Genomic DNA, 18,407 nt, shown 5'->3' on the forward strand with positions numbered 1-18,407 from the left:
GTGCACCACAATCAAACACTGTTCTTTGGCTCTTTATTTAATTATTTCTTGCTTAAGCCCTATTTCACTACTGTGAGAAGCTAAAAGACCCTTATAGTAAAGTGGCACACCTCATGCATTAGATATTATGAGCTGAGATTGTGGTCTCTGCTTTGAGGAGCAATGGCAATGGCGCCACTTTGGAATCTTGATTTCAGGTGGCGCTTTTTTTTTTGGGGAAAAGTCCATGACAACACAGATAATTAAAACAACTTGCCCATATTGCGGAGTGGGTTGCGGCGTCGATGCTAAGGTTGAAAACAACCAATTAATTGCCGTCAGCGGCTCAAAAGATCATCCTGCGAACAAAGGTAGTCTGTGCGTCAAAGGGGCTTCCTTACATGAAACGGTCGGCTATCAAGACCGAATACTCCACCCTACGATTAAAAACGAAAGAGTAAGCTGGGATCGTGCAACACACTATATAGCCGAGCAATTAAGTCAGGTCATTGAGCAACATGGTCCAGAAGCCATCGCTATGTACGTCTCTGGTCAAATTTTAACAGAAGATTATTACGTCGCTAACAAGCTCATGAAAGGCTTTATCGGCACAGCTAATATCGACACAAATTCCAGGCTTTGTATGGCATCAGCGGTTGTTGCCCATAAACGCGCTTTTGGTAGTGATACCGTACCAGCCTGTTATGAGGATATTGAACATGCAGATTTAGTAGTCCTTACCGGTTCCAATCTTGCTTGGGCACACCCTATTTTATATCAGCGTTTAAGCGCGGCCAAACAAGCTCGACCTCATATGAAAATCGTTGTGATAGACCCTCGTCAGACAGCCAGCTGTGATATCGCAGATTTGCATTTAGCTTTGCGTCCGGGTACTGATGCTTATCTTTATAATGGCTTGGCACAATACCTTATTGAGCACGGCTATATCGATCATAACTATATCAATTCACACTGCAATGGCTATGAGGATCTATTGAAGCAAGTATCTCACCAGACTTTATCTGATACCTCCCATATATGTGATCTTGAAGACGATCTCGTGTCTATGTTTTACCAATGGTTTGCTGAAACAGAGCGCACAGTCACTCTTTTTTCACAAGGTATTAATCAGTCATCTAGTGGCGTCGATAAAGGTAACGCCATCATCAACTGCCATCTTATAACAGGCAAAATCGGTAAAGTGGGCGCAGCACCCTTTTCTATCACGGGCCAACCCAATGCCATGGGAGGACGAGAAGTCGGCGGACTTGCTAATCAACTAGCAGCCCATATGACATTTAGCAATCCGCAAGATATTGATCAAGTTGGGCAGTTTTGGCATGCGACATCCATGGCCCAACAGGAAGGGCTAAAAGCAGTGGATATGTTTGAAGCAGTAGCTCAAGGCAAGATCAAGGCTATCTGGATTATTGCGACCAACCCACTGGTATCCATGCCGGATTCAGAGAGTATTCGTGAAGCATTAACCCAGTGCGATCTGGTTATCGTTCAGGATGTGTCACTGTCTAGCGATACTCTTAAATACGCGGATGTCTGTCTACCCGCAACAACATGGGGGGAGAAAAGTGGCACCGTTACTAACTCCGAGCGCACCATTTCGCGCCAACGAAGCTTTCTTACGCCTCCAGGGGAAGCTCGCCACGACTGGCAGATCATTTGTGATATCGCTAAAGAAATGGGATTTAACGAGGCTTTTAGCTATAAAACCAGCGCAGATATTTTTCGCGAACATGCACAGTTGTCCGCTTTGAGAAACTCAGGCAACCGAGACTTTGATATTTCAGAATTATCGCTAATGAGCGACCAAGCCTATGACAATATGCCTCCTATTCAATGGCCGATTAACTCAGCTTATCCAAAGGGTAGAGCCCGTTTCTTCGAAGATGGGGTGTTTTTTACAGCAGATAGAAAAGCTAACCTTATTCCTATTCAACCTAAACTTCCCGCATACCCTGCTACACACAATGAGCTGATTCTCAATACCGGCAGGATTCGTGATCAGTGGCACACCATGACTCGAACGGGTAAGACCTCTCGTTTGCTGGCTCATACTTCTGTTCCTTTCGTTGAAATACACCCCGCTACAGCCAATGCTTTTAACATTCAAGAGAACAGTTGGGTGTCTCTTCAAACTCCGGTTTCAAAATATATTGCTAAAGCAACGATCACTCGGAGTGTGCGCCAAGATTCTGTATTTATACCTATGCATTGGAGCGACTTTTTTTCCAGCCATGGTAAGGCAAATAGCTTGGTTCGCCCCATTAGGGATGCTCTATCAGGGCAACCCGAATTTAAGCATAGTCCTGTAGAAGCAAAATCTCTGAACCCACGTTCACAAGGGGTATTGATAAGCAGTCTGCCATTTTCACCTCCTAGCTATGTCGAATGGCATCGAATTCCATACGAACACTGTACACTTTGGGAGTTAATGAGTGAGGGGAAAACCTTTACACTCAGTGGATTAAAAGCATACTACCCGCGTATTAAAGACTGGGTATCTATCACGGACTCTAACGAAAATTTCCTACACGCTGCCGGCTTTATTGATAAGCAACTCACTGTTCTGCTTTTTTCCGCTATCAATATGCCATCCATAGACCAACCATGGTTGTTGTCTCAAATGGGGAAAACAATACCTCTGTTATCTCGCCATCTGCTACTTACAGGGGTCCCACAAGATAGCACTCAAGCATGTGGTAAGATTGTTTGCTCCTGTCACCAAGTAGGCGAAAACACAATCATCAACACACTAGCAAATGGCAATGCCTGCGACATTGATACACTAGGAGAACTATTAAAATGCGGAACGCAGTGTGGCTCCTGCGTCCCAGAATTGAAATCACTGATTAATCTTCATCAGGCATAGATGCAAGAATCTTAATCTAATCAGATATTTAGGGCTTCATATCCAAGGCGATGGCTTCGGCAACACGAATGCCATCAATCGCAGCTGACATAATGCCACCGGCATAGCCTGCACCTTCACCGGCAGGGTATAAACCACGTACGTTTATGCTCTGATAGTCATCGCCACGTTTGATATTCAGAGGGGACGAAGTGCGGGTTTCCACGCCGGTCAGTAAAGCATCTTCTAAAGCAAACCCTTTGATTTTTCGGTTAAATGCCGGTATTGCCTCACGAATCGCTTCGATACAGAAGTCAGGTAAAGCCTTCGATAAGTCTGTTAATTTAATACCCGGCTTAAATGAGGGTTCGACGACACCCAGTGCATCAGAAGGTTGCCCTTTTAAGAAGTCACCCACACGTTGGGCAGGGGCGTCATAATTCTCGCCACCTAATAGGTAGGCATTACTTTCCAACTCTCGTTGAAAATCGATACCGGCCAGTGGGCCACCCGGATAATCGTTAGGGTCGATACCCACGACGATCGCACTATTAGCATTTCGCTCGCTTCGGGAGTATTGGCTCATGCCATTGGTGACAACACGTTTCTCCTCTGAGGTTGCAGCCACAACCGTACCACCTGGGCACATACAGAAACTGTATACAGAGCGACCATTTTTACAATGATGAACCAGCTTATAATCCGCCGCACCCAAAATAGGATGGCCAGCATTAGGGCCAAAACGTGCTTCATCAATGGCGGATTGTTGGTGCTCAATACGGAAACCTATCGAGAAAGGCTTCGCTTCCATATACACCTGTTTTTCAAAAAGCATCTGGAAGGTATCCCTTGCACTATGCCCTACCGCTAGCGCAATATGCCGGGAGTGTAGCTGCTCACCATTGGATAGCGTGAGGCCAGTGATCTGACCATCCTCGATATGCAGATCATCGACTCGCGACTCAAAGCGAATTTCACCACCCATCTCGATAATTTTCGCGCGCATCTTCTCAACCATGGAGACCAAGCGGAAAGTACCAATGTGAGGCTTACTGACAAACATAATCTCTTCTGGCGCACCCGCCGCGACAAACTCTTCTAATACCTTACGACTGTAGTGGTTTGGATCTTTGACTTGGGTGTAAAGTTTGCCATCCGAGAACGTACCGGCCCCACCCTCACCAAACTGCACGTTGGATTCGGTGTTCAATACTTTCTGGCGCCAGAAGCCAAACGTGTCTTTAGTACGCTGGCGTACCTCTTTACCACGCTCCAGAATAATAGGCTTATAACCCATTTGTGCCAGTACGAGCCCCATTAACAACCCACAGGGCCCGAACCCTATAACAATAGGCCGTTCCGTCAGGCCTTCTGGCGCTTGCGCTACAAACTTATAGGCCATATCGGGCGTGGCTTTAATCAGCTGGCTATCAGCAAACTGGTCGAGCAACGCCTCATTATTTGTGGTCTCAACATCTAGGGTATAGATCAAAAAGATGTTTGTCTTTTTCCGTGCATCATACCCTCGGCGGTGTACATGAATATCCACCAGCTGCTCGGGCTTTATAGATAACATCGCTAAGACAGCTTGTTTTAAGTCATCTTCGCTATGATCTAAAGGTAATTTGATGTTTGAGAGACGTATCATATTCTGAAGTTCCGCAGGGCAAAGTTACTTAGTTATAGTAAAGGCGCGCATTTTACCTGTTTTCTGCGGTAAAGTCGTAGGAACTCTATACTGTCTTTTGTCATAGCATTTTGGGCTGGGCGATGACTGGTAGTGCCCAGCTACAATCCGCCATTATCGATGATAATGCCACCCCACACCATCGCGGTGATAATCAATCCAAAAAAAACAGCGGCTGAACCTAAGTCTTTTGCCCGCCCTGCCAGCTCATTAAACTCAGTCCCGGCTCTATCGACTACCGCTTCAATAGCCGAGTTCAGCAGTTCTAGAGTCAACACCAGTAAGCAACAACCGACGAGCAGAGCCCATTGAGTCGCCGTTTGCGCAACCCAAAAGGAAAGCGGAAACAACATCGCAAATCCGTAAACTTCGTATTGGAAAGCGGGTTCATGCCGAAAAGCCGCTTTTACGCCTTTGATGGAATAGAGCGTCGCATAATAAAAGCGTGCTGGGCCGGTTACTTTACTCATGATCTACTGATGTTCTCCTTAAAAATCAGCTGAGTACTCTAGCGACTTCCCGACAGGGTTACCAGTCATGTTAAAACTCTTCATTAGATTGACATAATTCTGGGTCACGGCTGATTTTCACCCAATACCTGATATGCATCATCTCTTAAGCGGTGTAATAAAAGTTCGCCATTGTCTGACACTGCAAATTCACCGTATTTAGCCTCTTCATAAACGGACGCTTTCCCCTCTTGAAAGAAGAAAGCATTGGTCGCAAATTTAATATCGCCTTCTCTCATTCGATACTCAAGCTTGGCTTGCTGAGTGGCTAACGGCTCACCACGATAGATACCAGCAAACCGGCCCACCCTGTTTTTGTCCAGATCGACTAACACATGGCCATCATGATTCTCTTTAGGGACTTCCTGCTGGAACTCCCGTTCGATAGCAAAACGTAAGCGCATATAGTCGCCCTGCATCAAAGAACGCGGATCAACCGGAGCCAACTCAAGTAATACCGTTTCACCCGTTGCCAGAAGATTTTCTTTCTTAAAGATCGTGATATTCACAGCGGCTAGGATCAGCAGCATCATTGCAACAACCGCCCATTTGAGTCGGTTCATGGGTGCGAAATTAAACAGCGTTTCACCTAAGCCGTCATGGGGTGTAGCAGCATTAGCAACGTGTTTTTTGTTCAAAACATAACGAACGCCTAAACGTATTAGCAATAAAGCAACACCCGTCCCCATAAGGATAAACGACTTTATCAAGAGCGTTGTCGCCAAGTTGTAGTAGTACCAAGAAACAAAGGAGAGTAGTGCAACCAAACCAAGCGCCGTCAAGACTTGCCGCTGGTAAGCAAACCCCACCAACAAGATTAATAACGCACTGCTGACACCCGTCGATATCTGCCCAGAGATAAAGATCAAAACACCGCCGATCAGTATCAAGCGTCCGATAAGGCTCGATAAAGGCACGCCATATTGCTTAATAATGTCCTGTAATAACAAGATCGTTGATAAACCTACCATGGCCATAGCCGACCACGGAGATAAGTGCCACCATATAGAATCTGATTGTTCATGAAACCCATCAAGCAACGGGTTTCCAAGAATCAAATGCCCATTAAACTGCACCAAAGCCAACGCCAAGCTATAACCAACCGGCTCCCAAACGGGTTGAAACCCTTTCCATGACCTATCATTTATCCAAACCAACACAAACAATACGCTACATATGGCAGCCCCTAACCCAAAGAGCCCAAGCAGATCCAGCCCCCAAAAGAATGCAATGAGTGCAAACCAGCCCGTAAGCAATCGGTGTATAAAGTTTGGCATCACAAGGGTTAGTAAAATCTGAAAAACAGCTAGCAGAAAGAACGGCAAAGCATCTCTTATCGGTAGCCAGTCAAATAACCCCCAAGCCACCATCATCTGCCCACATAGGCTGACGGCTAACCCTACTTGACCAAAAAATACGCTGCCGGTGCGCGTTCGAAAGAGTAAGTAAGCTCCCGTGCAGCAGATCAAGCCAACCGAGATGAGTGATACTTCATTATCAAACCGAAACAGCCAGCCAAAGATCGAGCCTATAAAACCAAGCATAAACAGTGCAGCAATCCAGCCAGCAAACCCTTGCATGAGCGCAATATACCAAGGCACATATTCGGTTTCTAAAGCTGGTATATCACCATGCGTCAATTGCTGTTGTGATAGCTCTGCCCATAACTGCTTTCTCGCTTCATTCATGATGAAGTCTCCTGAGCAGCTTCTCCCCCTGCTTCCGACTCTGTCGCCAAACGCTTTAGCCAAAGTCCACCGGCTGTCGATAAACCGATAATGACAAAACTAATCAGAAGAAAGATGCCTTCATCCAAGGCACCTTCAAAGAGTTTTCCCAGCAAACAACTGGCGATAATAATGCCACTCAGTACCCAACCTGACAGAATGACAAGGTCTTTCATCAAATAGCGGTAAAGGTAAAAGCACCCAGCCATCCAAACAATCCAAACAAACAGCCCTAGACTGCCTACATCATCTAATATTGACCAAATTGCCAGCCAAGTAACGGAGCAACCCGCTAATAGAGTCGCCAATTGCGCTGCGATTCTGTTTGCAAGATAAGGTACTCCCTTATCTGCGATGGTCGGCCTAGATATCCACTCTAACCCCAACATAATCAAAGTATTCAAGCTGCTAAACAGCCACAGCCACTCTTCTTCTCGAAACAAAAACCCCAACAAACCTCTAAAAGTACTTAGATAAAGTAGCAATGATAAATTCACTAAGCTGACCCAAAGTAGCCATAAAGAGGAGCTTTGCGCCATTATCACCCATGGGGTTATCATCGCAGCCCAGACTGCAAAGAGCTCCCAAGGGTCGGCTCCGGTTTGATAGGTTTGTCCGGTTAATGCCAGCAAAGCGCCGGTCAACAACGCCATGCCCAACACTGTAACGGATGAAGAGCGTCTACGGCTATTAAGGCGGCTATATAACAACACAGCCAATACCATAGCGCTTTCTAAGAGTGCGAACTTGAGCAAACGCCCCATCGCTTCCCAATTAAACGCAAAGAAAAAAATCACACCTGCAGCCGCCCCTAAGGCTCCAGTAAAAAGGAGAAACTGGCTAATAAAGCGATACCAAACTTCACCACTATGCCTAATGGTATGGAGTGAGGAGTCTAACTCTCCTTTTAGCTTTCCTTGTTGGTGCCAGTTCAGGACCTGCCTGCGCGATTCCAATATCCTTCTCCCTGATCTGTTTGTAGGTTATTCGGCTGCTTGTATAACAGCCCGTAAAACCTGCGGTGAGCGTATTTCGTGGCGCTGTTTAATTAAGGTAACGCCAACGCTTAATGCTAGTCCTTCTGATACCGATCTGATTTGCTCATCTTCGATGGAGTCCAGATCAGCAACGTGCGCAAGACCTATGGTTCTTCGGATAATCTCCGTACCTGCATAACCCAAACTTTCATGCCAAACATGACCAATAAATGCCTGTGCAAAGCCTGGCGCGTTGAATACAGGGTCCTGACACTTGGATTTTACATTTTCGAGGAAATTCGCTTCAAAGGTGTGCCACAGTGCCTCAATCGTATCCAGCAGATACATTTGATATGCGCGCTTCTCTTCGGTATCACCTTCTAAACCAATCTGGCCTGCAAAGTTCAGTAACAGATTGCCAATCACAGATCCAATATCAAAACTCATCGGCCCATAAAATGCGAACTCAGGATCGATTACTTTGGTACTCGTTTCGGTAACAAAGACAGAACCTGAATGAAGATCTCCATGTAAGAGCGCCTGAGCATCGGTCATAAAATGATATTTGAGCTTAGCCGCTTCGATCTTGAGTACCTCATCTTGCCAAATCGCTTCGGCGACAGGGCGCACTGCCGGATTGATCGCGTTACGCTCGTGATCGCAGAAAGGGTCCCAAAAGAAGAGCTCTTCGGTAATTTTGCAAAGATCAGGATTGATGTTGCTGCTAACAGCTGCTTTCTTCTGATAAGTATCCAAATAAAAATCAGACGTGTGGAATAAGGTTTCTGCCAAAAACTCTCCCAGATGTCGTCCTAACGCCGGCAGCGGTTTTCTCGCGATCAATGCATGACGCAAGTTATCATGATCACCAATATCTTCCATAATGACGGCAGATTGTTGCTCATCAAAGCAATACACTTTAGGGACGTAGGCCTCTGCCCACTGACCCTCTGTTTTAAGTGTTGATGCTTCTATGCGTATGCGATCCAGAGAAAGCGGCCAACCTTCACCAATAATACGCACATAAGGTAGTGCCTGTTTTACAATAACGCTGTCTTTACTATCCTTGACTCGATAAACAAAGTTGATATTCCCATCACCGATCTCTTCAACACTGGGCGCCTCACCTGACGTAAAATAGGGAGTATTCGTACGGGCAAATTCGATTACTTCGGCATCATTGGCAAACTTTGCTGTTGTCATAACGCTTTTATTCCTACCATTAAACTGCATACAATGGCCCAAGTTTGCCAGAAAAACCGCCGATGCTGTAATCACTTTTATTTCGGGCTGTGTTTTGAATGGATATATGGCAGGCTGCCCTACATCTATACCCAACCGAGACACCACTGATGCGCTATACTCCATCGCTTATTCAAGGCACGTTGATCAAACGCTATAAGCGATTTTTGGCCGATATCGAACTAGCCAGTGGCGAAGTGATTACCGCACATTGTCCTAACACAGGATCAATGAAGAACTGCTGCGATCCGGGTAGTCGGGTTTGGGTTTATGATGCAAATAATCCCAAGCGAAAACTGCGCTACACATGGGAATTAGTCGAGGTCGAGTCCCGCTACTTGGCTTGTATCAATACAGGACGCGCCAATCATCTTGTCAAAGAAGCGATTCTCGCGGGAGATATTCCTGAACTAGCGCATTATGAAACCCTAAAAACAGAATGTAAGTATGGCCAAGAGAACAGTCGGATTGATATTCTGCTATCGGCCGATGGCAAACCCGACTGCTATGTAGAAGTCAAAAATGTCACTCTGCTTGAGGAGAATAATCTAGGCAGCTTCCCAGATGCAGTAACTACCCGTGGCACCAAACACCTTCGCGAACTCATGGAGATGAAATCACAGGGCGCGCGTGCCGTACTCTTTTTTAATGTAGCCCATACAGGCATATCGGCGGTTACACCCAATCGGTGCATTGACCCGATCTATACAGACACACTAGAGGAAGCGATTAACCACGGGGTTGAAGTACTGGCCTATGGTGCAGATATTTCCGATACACACATCCACATAAATAACCCCATACCGTTTTCCATGAATAAAACGATTGATCATTAGTTCGCGTCAGACACACTCGACATCGGGTGTTTTGGAGATAACCCGTAATTGCCTAGAATCTCTGCCCATTGCGAGTCACTACCCATCTCTTTGGCATGTATTTGTATGAAATCATTTAGCTGTTGATCATCTGTTTTTAATAAAAAACTGCGTAGAAACCCGTGATGCAAAGAGAAAGACAGTTTCTCTGTCCACTGGTTTGACTTCATTAGATAACGACTTGCCGAAAGCGGCGCTATACCGACATCAAACCTATCCAAAAGTAACATCTCTAACAGTTGCGATTCGTCTTGGGTATCAACCCGCGATATCTCACCCGACGCCACCATTGGGTCAATATTGATATATCGATACCCCAAAATCCCGCCTAAACGCGCACCTTTAAGCTCATCTGGCGTAGAAAACGTTCTGTTAGCTTCTGGTCTCCAAACGTAGATGCTGCCGTCTTCAAGTATCGGCTTTGTCCACTGATATTTTTCTGCAGCCCCTGGACCAAACCACGCCGGTGTTACCCAAGGGATAACCATATCAGTATCAACCATTAATTGATCCAGTCGCTTTCTGGGCATGACCTCAACATCAAACTGATAAGCCCCACCACTTTTTTCAGTCAGGTATTTTGCCAGATCATAGGTTAAACCGTTGTTTGCGCCTGTAATAAACGGGGGCGTTTTGTGATAGGTATATAAAGTTATAGACTCTGCTCCGATAACGGCTGAGCTAAAAAACAGCAGCGGTATCAAGCGCTTTACGAAAAAGTTCAAGTAATTTTTAAGATTCATGGTGCACCTACCAAGCCCGGATCCTAACAGCACGCATAGGATGTTTAGTTGACTATACAACTCAAGTTTAGACCAAAAAATCGACATAGGTTATTTCATAAAAAATATTTCACCTAAGCGGAATAAAGCAGCTTCTCTAGCTTGGGTTATCGGGTGAGCAAAACTTAAACGGATACAATGATGGTAATTATCGGCTGCCGAAAATAACGCCCCTGGTGTAATGACCATGCCTTCTCTGAGTGCCTCATTATAGTGAGCCAGCGTATTCAGGTGATCAGGCAATTGTAGCCATAGTGCTAGACCACCTTCAGGAACCGATAGCTTTATATCCGACGGCCACTGCTCATTGAGATAGTTAACTAATTGATCACAGTTATAGCGCAGCACTTCCCGCTGTTTTCGCAGATGTGCATCATATGCACCATCTTTAAAAAAACTGACCACACCCTGCTGGACAAACCGACTACTGGCTAGCATCGTAACCAGTTTGAGATGCTTCACTTTATCATGCCAGCGGGCTGCAGCTATCCAGCCTATGCGAATATCCCTAGACAGATTTTTTGATAAAGAGCTGCATAAAATGACCCGATCTTCTGTATCCAATGCTTTTAAGGGCTCAGGACGAACAAAGAATCCCAGATCACCATAAATATCATCTTCGATCACTGCAAAGTCATACGTATTCGCCAGATGGATCAGTTCTTCTCTCGCGGAGTGCGTTAACGTTGCACCACAAGGCGTAGCGAACGCTGGCGTCACTACGCATGCTTTAATTTTCCAGCGCGTTAACGCCTCAGCTAACACCTGGGTTTGCAAGCCATCTACCGCAGAACTTGGTATTTCTAACGCTTTCAAACCTAGCTGTTCCAGCAATTGAAACACGCCATAAAAACCTGGGGATTCGACTGCAACGGTATCTCCGATTTGACACGTTGCCATCAGCGCAAGAAATAAGGCTTGTTGGCACCCTGCCGTAATACACAGGTCTTCAGTAGTTAGCTCACAGCTCAAGCGTCTATAACGCTGAGCAATCAATGCCCGTAGCTCGATATGTCCAGCAGGTCCATCATAGTATTGGTGAGCGGCCCCTCTTTGTGAGCGAAGGGCTCTCCCGATATGCCGGTTGAGTAACTGAACGGCATGGCTATTCTCTTCACGCTGATGGCGTTCTGGAAGCAGGTCAAAAGCAGCACCTCGCGCCATAACGTCCATGACGACATCACTCACCGATACGGGTAAAGGCGCTGATATAGGCGGCCGGCTTTCAGGTAACGGCCTTTCGATACGGCTACCACACACAAAGTAGCCTGATTTTGGACGCGCTTCGATTAAACCACTTGCTTCCAATCGTTGGTAAGCATGAAGCACCGTAGCTTTTGATAAGGCTTTGGTTTCACAAAGTGAGCGAATGGAAGGTAGTCGGTCACCTTTACCCCAGCGCTTTTTTTGGATCCCTTCAATCAGCCACGCTTCTAATTGTCGGTATCGATATTCACTTCCCATAGTCTTTTCCTGTAGGTATGGATACCCGTTGGCCCAAAAAACAATCTGTACCTATTTTATAATATTTTTTTATACCTGTTCCTATTCATTGTTCTTATTTAGGCTTCACCCTCAATAAAACGTAACGTGTCAACGTGGTGCCTAATGCAACAGATTCCTGTAGAACAGATTGAGGTTATGCCATTTTCAAAGGACGAAAAAATACATGTCCGTTTAACGGAAGGGCGCTTTCAACAACTCCGAAGGCTTATCAGTTGGCCACTACTTTTTGCCTATTTTGCCCTAGTGTGGATACAAGTCGGCGATAAGCCCTGGCTACTTTTCGACTTTAGCCAGCGCAGTATTCATCTTTTTGGTAACTCACTCTCTTGGCATGATCTTCCGCTCTTAGCGGGTGTCATGATCGCGGGTGCGAGCTTGCTGTTCTTTATGGCAGTTGCTTGGGGGCGAGTTTGGTGTGGGTTTGCGTGCCCACAAAGTATCTGGACATGGGTGTTCATCCGCATAGAAAACTGGACAGAAGGACGTGCCAGCCTCAGAGCAAAGCAAGACAGCCAACCGATGACAGGTGGCAAGCTGGTACGGCGTATCGCAAAACATAGTCTATGGATTAGCGTATCTCTGTTAACCGCCATCACTTTTACTGGCTATTTCATCCCAATTCGTGAGCTTTTCGAAGCCCTGTTAAATTTGAGTGCAAGCCAATCTGTTGTAGGCTGGATCACGATCATGGCAGCCCTGACCTATGCCAATGCTGGCTTAGTCAGGGAGAAAATTTGCTTACATGCATGCCCCTATTCTCGATTTCAAGGCGTAATGTTTGACGATCATACCCGCACCGTTAGTTATGACCGTCAACGCGGTGAACCCCGCGGCCACCTACGCTGTAGCGATGGTACAACGGGGGACTGCGTGGACTGTAACCTCTGCGTTCAAGTATGCCCAACAGGCATTGATATCCGACACGGTCTGCAAGCTGCCTGTATTGACTGTGGGGCGTGTATTGATGCCTGCGACCAAGTGATGGATAAATTAAAGCGGCCTCGCGGATTGATTCGCTTTACCTCTGATGCGCTACTCAATAAACAAAACAGCCCTATTTGGCGGCCCCGCCTGCTTGGGTATTTATTAATATTGATCATAGCAACAGGTGCCACTGTATTTGGACTAACGCAAAAAACCGATATCCTAATAGAAATACGCCGAGATCGCGGTGCGCTATTCCATCAGCCGGATGATGATACAGTTTGTAATCGTTACCTCATTAAAGCTGAGCCGTTTCATTCATCAATTCAGCGTCTTACAGTTACTGCGGCAGGTATTTCTAATATTCGTTTAGAGGGGTTATCTGTACTTTCTAAAGAGCATTATGGGTATTGGATTCCTTATCAAGTATGTACTGAGCATAAAGTTGCCTCAGGAACACCGATTAAGTTTACTTTTTCTGGTGCGGGCTTAACCGCAACAAAAGAAACCCGCTTTATTACCCGAAACCGTTGATGTTAAAAAGCAGCCCTGCGGGGCTGCTCTAACGTTAAACGTCGATGATACCGGCAGCTTGGGCCATTAACTCATAACTACGTTTACGTGATTCATAATCATGGGTAACGGTGACCAACCCGATCTCGTTAGTACCCCAGTATTGAGTTAGGGCTGCTAATTGCTCAGCACACTCATCAGGCGAGCCCAGTAATACCGAATTAATGAGTTCGTCAAAATAGCGCTGATCGGACAGTGGCAAGGTCTTTAGTTGATTGAGCGCCTCCTCCGGACTCAGCCAAGGATTCCTGACACCGTGGCGAAACGCCATCACTTTCCAAAGCGCCTGCGGAGCCGCTAAGTAGAGCGCTTCTTCTCGGGTTGGCGCACACAGAGCGGAGACAGTAATCATGGTTTGGGGCTCGCCAGCATGCCCAGACTCGCGAAAGGCTCGCTGATACTCACGCATAATGGCAACGGTTTGATCGCCCGGGCTGATAAAAAGCCCTAATGACATTTTCATTCCCATCTGACCTGCAAAGGCGGCACTGCCACCACTGGTACCTAACATCCATAATTCAGGACATGGTTGATCATCCGGCATCACTTTTAAATCGCTAAAAGCGTGACTATCAGCAAAACCGTCTCTTAAGAAACCACAAAGTAGCTGGGTTTGCTCTGCATAACGCTGCCCATTATCTGGCCGGTAAGGGTACGCAAGTGCCTGACTTGCTACGCCATCGCCTCCGGGTGCCCGACCAATGCCTAAATCAATGCGCCCAGGAAATAAGGTTTCGAGCATGCGAAATTGCTCGGCTACTTTGTAAGGGTTGTGGTTAGCCAGCATCACACCACCGCTCCCCACACGAATCTCCTTGGTTATGGACGCTATGTGACTAATCAATACTTCCGGGCACGGGCCAGCAAAACTATTGCTATTATGGTGCTCTGCCAACCAGTAACGCTGATAGCCCCACTGATCACAGGCTTTCGCTAATTGTGCAGATAATGTTGGGGCTTGGTCCGCTCCAGCTGTTCCCAACTGTACTGGGGACTGATCCACAACGGTAAGTTGATATGTCATAACACATCCTTCGTTTAAAATAGAGAAAGCTCAGTGTCAGGCGTAGAGAGCGCCAATGTTTTGATAGCCAACAAAGCCTTGCTTAACACCTCGTTATTTTCTGCAGCGCTGATACAGATGCGAACCGCCTGCGGAGCGGCATAATTAGCAACCGCAAAACTCTCTGCAGCGGTAATCATAATCTTTTGCGTTTCAACTGCTCGGACAAAATCCAGTGCGCGCCAATGATCCGGCAAGGATAACCAGACAAAAAAACTATCCGCTCTGGCATGAAACTCCAATCCCGCCAATAACGTTTTTGCGATAAGAAATCGCTCCCTCAACTTTTTCTTTTGCTGATTTAATAATTTGTCAGCATGTCCTTGCTTAATCCAACGGCAGGCGATTTCAACCATCAACGGGGCAGCCATCCAACAACTCGCACGCAATGCGGCCGATACCTTACAGTGATAAGCTGGCGGTGAAACCAAAAAGCCCACTCTAAGTCCACCAGCCATGCTTTTTGAACAACTACTGATATAAAAAACCTGATCAGGAAGCATCGCCGCTAAGGGTAAGTCCCTCTGCTGCGCCAGAACAGCAGAGACCTCGTCTTCAATTATTAGTAATTGATTACGTTGTGCTGCTTGAACTAAGGATTCGCGTCGGGCCTTCGATAGTCTTGTATTGGTTGGATTATGCTGAGTCGGAGTGCAATAGATCAACCTCGGACTATACTGCCGACACAACCCATCAATCGACTCAGTCAACATACCCTCACTATCAAAAGATAACGGTATAATTTTCAATTTCAGCTGTCGTGCTAACACCTTCAACCCCGGATACGCAACGCCTTCTGCAAGTAACGTATCTCCCGGCTGGCAAACAGACATTAGCGCTAATTGAATCGCCTGCTGACCGCCATTACAGAGCGTCAGACAATCAGCACTCGGCGTAAAATCATCATAACTTAGCCACTGCGCCGCTATTTCCCTATGATGGGAAAACCCTCCTTCAGGATGGTACCCCAGTAACCGAGATAGCAGTTCAGGTTGTTGATGTAGCTCCTGCAGTGTATTTGCAAGCAGAGAGTGCTGGCCAACATCAACAGGCAAACTCACCGTAAGATCAGTAAATCCACAGGGTTTATCCGTAATAAGGTAATCACCCATAGATTGAGCACCACTGCTGCGTATGTAAGTCCCGCTACCAACCTTGGCATTCACTAAACCACGCCGCTCCGCTTCAGCGTACCCACGGGTGACTGTTCCCACCGTAACGCCAAGAGCATCAGCCAATCGGCGTTGCGGGGGCAGTTTTTCATCAGGTGATAAAACACCACTCAAAATATCGTTGGAAATAGCTTCAGCTAACGCTTTGTATCGCGCCCCTTGGTAGCGACTAAGATCGGGGGTCCAAATTGTCACCATAACAATAAAAATATTGACCTAAAAAATAGAGTTAATATGATGAATTGCTCGCTTAATTTAGTCAAAACAATAAATTGAATCCATACAATTAAGGAACCCTTATGACAAAGCGACTTTTTCTTGAAGAAAGCTACCTAGCCGAAGCGGACGGGATCATAACCTCTGTAGGTGAGTTCGAAGGACGACCTTACATAAAATTGAACCAGACTCTTTTCTATCCTCAAGGTGGAGGTCAACCAGGAGACACAGGCTGGATCGAATCACCCGTAGGCGAGTTTCGAGTCATTGACACACAAAAAAGTGAAGCCAACCAGATTTTACTCTTTCTTGAAGCAAACCACCCATTACCTAATGTAGGCGATGCTATTCACCAAAAGCTCGATTGGGAACGTCGCTACTCGCTCATGCGGATGCACACCTGCCTGCATCTACTTTGCTCTCTTGTTCCTAAAGGAGTTACCGGTGGTTCTGTTGGCGTAGAGAAAAGCCGACTCGATTTCGACCTAGGCGATAGCAAACTCGATAAAGAAGTATTAACCCAGCAGATCAATCAGCTCATCTGCACAGGTTCTGAAGTCATGTCATTAAACATTTCAGAAGCCGAGCTAGACCAGCAACCAGACTTGGTCAGAACGCTCTCAGTCCAGCCGCCTAGGGGTAGCGGTACCGTTAGGCTCATCAAAGTAGAAGGAATCGATTTACAGCCCTGCGGCGGCACCCATGTAAAGAACACACGTGAAATTGGCCCCGTGCGCATCAGTAAAATAGAGAATAAAGGCAAGCGCAATCGACGTATTCATTTAGTCTTTGATAACACGGACGTTTAACGATGTTGAGAGGAGATACCATGAAAACAATTGGAATACTCGGTGGTATGAGTTGGGAGTCAACGCAAAGTTACTACGCGACAATCAACCAAGGAATAAAGGCCGAATTAGGCGGTTTACACTCTGCCAAGATTGTACTGGTTAGCGTGGATTTTGCCGAAATAGAAGTGCTACAAGCCGAAGGCAAATGGGGAGAAGCGGCCATTTTACTAGCGCAAGCCGCTAAGCAAGTCGAAGCAGCGGGCGCAGACTGCTTACTTATAGCAACAAATACCATGCATAAAGTCGCTGATGAAATTACTAGCGCAATCGACATTCCTCTACTTCACATTGCCGATGCAACAGCGAAAGCACTTTTAGGTGATGGTGTAGAGCGTGTTGGGCTCTTAGGTACACGTTTTACGATGCAGGAAAGTTTCTATTCATCACGGCTGATTAACTTAGGGGTTAACGAGGTCATCACACCCAGTCTCGTTGAACAAGTCGAAATAAACCGTATTATCTACGATGAGCTTTGTTGTGGAACAGTAACGCTGGCATCACGGACGCTCTATCAGAACGCCATAAAAAATCTCAAGGAACAGGGTGCCGAAGCCGTTATCCTTGGTTGTACTGAAATTGGCTTGCTGATTCAGAATGCGGATAGCTGCCTACCTTTGTACGACACCACAGCGATCCACGCCAAAGCAGCGGTGGCGTTTGCTCTTACTTAATAGAAGGATTTTGAGAAATTTATGGGTGGTTTTATATCTGTAGCATTAGCCGCTGTCATTAGTTATCTGGTTTACAAAGCTTATCGAAAATGGCTTGTGTCACGGCGGGAGCAGTTAATAGACACCTACCAATTTCCACCAGCGATTGCTCGCAAGTTAATCGAAAAGTATCCCCACCTAACCGATCAAGACGCGGACTATGTGATAGCGGGACTCAGGGAATACTTTCACTTGTGTAATATCGCCGGAAATAGAATGGTCTCGATGCCTTCACAGGTAGTCGATGTCGCTTGGCACGAGTTTATTCTTTTTACACGCAAATACGAGTACTTCTGTAAGAAAGCGCTGGGAAGGTTTTTACATCACACTCCTGCTGAAGCCATGAAATCCCCGACTCTCGCTCAAAAAGGGATTAAAGCTGCATGGAATATTTCCTGCTCACGAGAGAACATTCAGCCTAAATCACCGACACAATTACCGTTGCTTTTTGCTATGGATTCACAGCTCATGATTCCTGACGGGTTCAATTACGCACTCAATTGCCAATCTCAAGAACCCGGTAAAAATGACACTTATTGTGCAGGCCATATTGGATGCGGATCGGGGTGTGGTGGCTCCAGCTGCAGTGGAGATTCATCCGGTTGCAGCGGTGGCTGTGGTGGTGACTAAAATAGAAAAAATAGCGATTTAAGCAGCAAAACCGGGCAAAAAAACGCATTTACACACCAAAAACAGACCGTTGACTATTTTTTACACACACGCTTTATCAGCGCTAGTCACCTTTTAA

At 46.3% G+C, this 18,407-nt stretch carries 15 protein-coding genes; 6 read left to right on the forward strand and 9 right to left on the reverse strand.

Annotated elements, in window-relative coordinates:
• Positions 1 to 226: 226 nt before the first annotated feature.
• Complete coding sequence (locus F0U83_RS10530; RefSeq protein WP_138987579.1) at positions 227 to 2,866, forward strand: nitrate reductase; 2,640 nt, start codon at positions 227 to 229, stop codon at positions 2,864 to 2,866.
• A gap of 28 nt (positions 2,867 to 2,894) precedes the next feature.
• Here the strand turns inward: F0U83_RS10530 and F0U83_RS10535 are convergent, their stop codons facing one another.
• From F0U83_RS10535 to mtnK, 5 genes are all read right to left on the reverse strand, one after another.
• Complete coding sequence (locus F0U83_RS10535; protein ID WP_138987578.1) at positions 2,895 to 4,493, reverse strand: NAD(P)/FAD-dependent oxidoreductase; 1,599 nt, start codon at positions 4,491 to 4,493, stop codon at positions 2,895 to 2,897.
• A gap of 140 nt (positions 4,494 to 4,633) precedes the next feature.
• The gene (locus F0U83_RS10540) at positions 4,634 to 5,002 is read right to left on the reverse strand and encodes a diacylglycerol kinase (RefSeq protein ID WP_138987577.1); all 369 of its coding nucleotides are present in this window, start codon (positions 5,000 to 5,002) and stop codon (positions 4,634 to 4,636) included.
• Between the two features lie 104 nt (positions 5,003 to 5,106).
• Positions 5,107 to 6,729, reverse strand: coding sequence for a GDYXXLXY domain-containing protein (locus tag F0U83_RS10545; protein WP_138987576.1), 1,623 nt, complete (start codon positions 6,727 to 6,729; stop codon positions 5,107 to 5,109).
• Positions 6,726 to 7,724, reverse strand: a complete 999-nt coding sequence (locus F0U83_RS10550; protein WP_170221810.1) for a DUF2157 domain-containing protein — start codon at positions 7,722 to 7,724, stop codon at positions 6,726 to 6,728. The genes F0U83_RS10545 and F0U83_RS10550 overlap by 4 nt, the downstream gene beginning before the upstream one ends.
• A 27-nt stretch (positions 7,725 to 7,751) precedes the next feature.
• Entirely contained in the window at positions 7,752 to 8,948 is a 1,197-nt protein-coding gene (gene mtnK, locus F0U83_RS10555) for an S-methyl-5-thioribose kinase (RefSeq protein ID WP_138987574.1), read from the reverse strand.
• 98 nt (positions 8,949 to 9,046) lie between these two features.
• On the opposite strand from mtnK, the gene sfsA reads away from it, so the two are divergent.
• The gene (gene sfsA, locus F0U83_RS10560) at positions 9,047 to 9,823 is read left to right on the forward strand and encodes a DNA/RNA nuclease SfsA (RefSeq protein ID WP_420813329.1); all 777 of its coding nucleotides are present in this window, start codon (positions 9,047 to 9,049) and stop codon (positions 9,821 to 9,823) included.
• Here the strand turns inward: sfsA and F0U83_RS10565 are convergent.
• Positions 9,820 to 10,605 carry a substrate-binding periplasmic protein gene (locus F0U83_RS10565; RefSeq protein ID WP_170221808.1) on the reverse strand — a complete coding sequence of 262 codons (786 nt, stop codon included), beginning with the start codon at positions 10,603 to 10,605 and terminating at the stop codon, positions 9,820 to 9,822. The two genes, sfsA and F0U83_RS10565, sit on opposite strands and share 4 nt — an antisense overlap.
• Before the next feature lie 90 nt (positions 10,606 to 10,695).
• Positions 10,696 to 12,108 (reverse strand): aminotransferase-like domain-containing protein, encoded by a 1,413-nt coding sequence (locus tag F0U83_RS10570; protein WP_138987572.1) that lies wholly within the window; start codon positions 12,106 to 12,108, stop codon positions 10,696 to 10,698.
• Positions 12,109 to 12,252: 144 nt separating this feature from the next.
• Here F0U83_RS10570 and ccoG point away from each other — a divergent pair, with 144 nt between their 5' ends.
• The gene (gene ccoG / locus F0U83_RS10575) at positions 12,253 to 13,608 is read left to right on the forward strand and encodes a cytochrome c oxidase accessory protein CcoG (protein WP_138987571.1); all 1,356 of its coding nucleotides are present in this window, start codon (positions 12,253 to 12,255) and stop codon (positions 13,606 to 13,608) included.
• 34 nt (positions 13,609 to 13,642) lie between these two features.
• Here ccoG and F0U83_RS10580 read toward each other — a convergent pair whose 3' ends face one another.
• Together F0U83_RS10580 and F0U83_RS10585 are read right to left on the reverse strand one after the other, a co-directional pair.
• Positions 13,643 to 14,671 carry an LLM class flavin-dependent oxidoreductase gene (locus F0U83_RS10580; protein ID WP_138987570.1) on the reverse strand — a complete coding sequence of 343 codons (1,029 nt, stop codon included), beginning with the start codon at positions 14,669 to 14,671 and terminating at the stop codon, positions 13,643 to 13,645.
• A gap of 14 nt (positions 14,672 to 14,685) precedes the next feature.
• Positions 14,686 to 16,080: an aminotransferase-like domain-containing protein gene (locus F0U83_RS10585; RefSeq protein ID WP_138987569.1), complete on the reverse strand. Its 1,395-nt coding sequence runs from the start codon at positions 16,078 to 16,080 to the stop codon at positions 14,686 to 14,688.
• Positions 16,081 to 16,181: 101 nt separating this feature from the next.
• On the opposite strand from F0U83_RS10585, the gene F0U83_RS10590 reads away from it, so the two are divergent.
• The 3 genes from F0U83_RS10590 to F0U83_RS10600 are packed head-to-tail and all read left to right on the forward strand — an operon-like array spanning position 16,182 to position 18,289.
• A complete protein-coding gene (locus tag F0U83_RS10590; RefSeq protein WP_138987568.1) occupies positions 16,182 to 16,907 on the forward strand; it encodes an alanyl-tRNA editing protein in 726 nt (241 codons plus the stop codon).
• Positions 16,908 to 16,927: 20 nt separating this feature from the next.
• Positions 16,928 to 17,620: an aspartate/glutamate racemase family protein gene (locus F0U83_RS10595; RefSeq protein ID WP_138987567.1), complete on the forward strand. Its 693-nt coding sequence runs from the start codon at positions 16,928 to 16,930 to the stop codon at positions 17,618 to 17,620.
• 21 nt (positions 17,621 to 17,641) lie between these two features.
• A complete protein-coding gene (locus F0U83_RS10600) occupies positions 17,642 to 18,289 on the forward strand; it encodes a glycine-rich domain-containing protein (protein ID WP_138987566.1) in 648 nt (215 codons plus the stop codon).
• The last annotated feature ends 118 nt before the right edge of the window (positions 18,290 to 18,407 follow it).

The sequence above is a fragment of the Neptunomonas concharum genome (assembly GCF_008630635.1).
GTDB classification, from domain to species: Bacteria; Pseudomonadota; Gammaproteobacteria; order Pseudomonadales; family Balneatricaceae; genus Neptunomonas; species Neptunomonas concharum.